General features: G+C 39.7%; 2 protein-coding genes. One reads left to right on the forward strand and one right to left on the reverse strand.

The features are described 5' to 3' along the window. The coding region (locus tag ACKI5B_RS06140; protein ID WP_407426870.1) for a hypothetical protein at positions 1 to 984 on the reverse strand (984 nt) is incomplete at its 3' end. 315 nt (positions 985 to 1,299) lie between these two features. On the opposite strand from ACKI5B_RS06140, the gene ACKI5B_RS06145 reads away from it, so the two are divergent. Beyond that, positions 1,300 to 2,937 (forward strand): M30 family metallopeptidase, encoded by a 1,638-nt coding sequence (locus ACKI5B_RS06145; RefSeq protein WP_407426872.1) that lies wholly within the window; start codon positions 1,300 to 1,302, stop codon positions 2,935 to 2,937. Positions 2,938 to 3,072 lie beyond the last annotated feature (135 nt).

Here is a 3,072-nt window from a genome sequence, read left to right on the forward strand (position 1 = left end):
CAGTTCTGCTTCGTTTCCAGCGCTCCATGCTCTCTTGAAGCGCTCTGTCAGTACATCTTTGATTTTTTCTGCGTGAGCCTTGTCTCCGCCGACGAGAACAAAACGTCCGTCATGAAGATAAAACCGCTGGAGATTCGGATATGTCTTTGCGAGATACTGACAGATGAGCTGGATTCCCTTGTCCATCTGAGTGCCGCTGTAAATTTCGCGCAGTTCGTTGTAATTATTGATTACAAATCCGAGGACAAGAGGCGGTCGTTTAGGATCTATTTCGTTGAAGACCGCAAACATCGCCTTTTTGTTGAATGCATTTGCCTTTCCTGCAAGGTACATAATCGGGTTTTCGTATGAAATGAAGATTATGACAATTGCCAGCAATGTGAACAGATTCATGATGAGGTAGCGCGGGAATGCAAAGCGCGAGATGTAGCCGGCAATCATTACCAGGTTGAAAGCAAGAACCGGAATCTTAAAAGAGCGGGAAATCCTTTTGCGGTAGTGGAGTATACAGCCAAGTGAAAGAATAAGATAAAATGCCGCGCAGACATAAATTATATTGTAGAAAGATGTTCGTGAGTATTCGCCGCTCGGAGAGATAGAAAAAATGGTGTCGCAGAAGATATTGATAAGAGCGATTGTCTCAAAAGTGGCGAAGATGATGTTTGCCAATATGTAGACCGGACTCTTTTTGTTGCGGCGGATACCGATTACATCCTCGGTAAAAATAAAGAACGAAAAGATTCTGAACATGAACAGAATGAAGTAGAGTACGTTGAGCAGACGAAGGATGAACGGTGAAAAATGAGATGGGTTTTCAAGGGCAAGGGAGGCAACAATATCCGAAAGGATGACGAAGAAATCTGCAAGCAGAACCTGCAGAAAAGAATGGTTTAATTTACTGTTGAGGCGGGGATGAATAAAGTAATAGATGACGAAAATGAGAAGAATTAAAAAATCTGGAAGAACAAAACTATAATTCCACATAGGCCCCGCCTGAAAGGTTAAATGACGCTTAAAATTATGGCTCATAAAGCACATATAAGCAAGAAAAAAATTGAATATCAGAGAACAAATTGAATCCGGTTTTGCAGTTTTTGTTATATTCTGTTAAAAAATTGACATTTTCAGCTAAAATTTTCAAAATTCGCTTGTAAAAAATTATAAATGTGTTACACTATCAATAGACATAAAAGTAACATTTACTAAGTAACTATTCATAAACAACAAACAAAATGTTCCATTATCAAGTCAGGCAAAAAGTAGTTTGTAAGCCTTCGGGCACTGTAGGAGCATTTTGTTATGAAGAGATTACTTTTTGCTTTTCTGGCAGTATTGTCTTTGACTGCCTGTGAACTCATTGTTGACGAATTCGACTCGTCTGAATCTACTCAATCTAACACTCAGGAAGAAACTCTGATTGCTGTTCCAAGCGTTGAATCAGCTTTAACCGTTGTGCCGTCTGTTGCCAATCAGGTCTTTAAAATCGATGCAAACACTGCCGGTATTTCAATCAGCACAAATGAAAATCTTGCCGGAAAATCAATTTATTATGCTGTCGTAAATACAAGCTCTACAAAGGTCGAAAAAGAGTATGCTCGATATGTAACCGAAAAAACAAATTCTGACCGAAGTGTTGTCGAAGAAACCTATGAGCCTGAATTCGACGATGATGATGAAGATATTCATAATGCGCCTCTCCATGACTATTTTTTCCCGGAGTTTGAAACTTCATCTTCACGCTCTGTTTCTTCAAAAGCCGTTGCACCGGTAGAAAAACTTACGCTCAAAGAAGGAACAACAAAAAAGACGCTCTATGTCCGTGGCAGAAGCGATTACACACTCAAAACTGCAACTCTCTATGCATTCAATGATATCTGCAATATCTGGATTCTGGATGGTGATGCATTTATCACTGGTGAAAAACGAAAATTCGAACTTTCAGAATCTTATGCAAAGAAATTTGCTGAAATCTATCCGTTAATCAGAACTGTTTTCGGTGAAGAATCTGATTCAATTTACACTTCGACAAGAGGTGCAAGAGAGAGCATGAATAAAATCTCTGAGACTGGAACAAAGGTCAATATCGTTCTTTATGATATTGGTGCTGACGCATCTCAGGGCAACACAATCGGTCTTTTCTCAAGCATGGACTACTACAAAAACGGCCTTACATTCTCGAATACGAAAGTAAACCGCTCAAATGAAGGAAAATACTTCTATATCGACTCATATTTTGCAGTCACCAGATACGACTACAGCCTTTCAACACTTGCTCATGAATTCCAGCACATGATTAACTTCAGCGTAAAAGCAATGAACGGTCTTTCATGCGACTCAAACCTTAACGAAATGCTTTCTATGCTCTGTGAAGATATGATGCAGAGCTACCTCGGAATTAGTGATGAATATTCTCCGCGAAACAGAATTAAAACATTCATCAAAAAATACTACTTAACGGGAATCCGAAACTATGACGCGAGCGTTGTTGCCTATGCCAATGCGTATATTTTCGGCGTATGGCTCACCCGTGAATTCGGTGGCGCACCCCTCGTTAAAGAGATGATGTCAAACAAAGCGTCAAACAATGATTGCATTGCAAAGGCTGTAAACACACTGAGCGGAAAAAATATGTCATTCGATGAAATCTTCTCTCAGTTTGTGAACGCTGTTTTCCATCCTGAAGAATCTGCATTCGTGCGCGATGCTGACGAATCTCTTTCATGCGGTTCTTACACCTATCCGATGAAAGGTCTTTCTCGTTTTGAAAGCCCTGTTATCTTTGAGAACTTTGCAGTATCGTCAATCCCTGCTTCATACGGAATTATTTTCAAGAAATACGCTGAAATTTCAGGCAGTGAGACATCTGTAAAATTGAATTTTGCAACTGAATCTGGAAAGACAAACTCAAACGTTCTTGTATACGTCTGCATTAAATAATGTTAGAAATCCGCTTTTAAGCGGGGGCTTAACTGCATGAAAATCATTAAGGCCCCAGGTTTATCATGCTAAGATAGATAAGTCCATCAGGGCACAATATCCTAATTAATTCGACAGGGGGACCTTAATGAGATT

The sequence above is a fragment of the Treponema sp. genome (genome assembly GCF_045657965.1).
Lineage (GTDB): Bacteria > Spirochaetota > Spirochaetia > Treponematales > Treponemataceae > Treponema_D.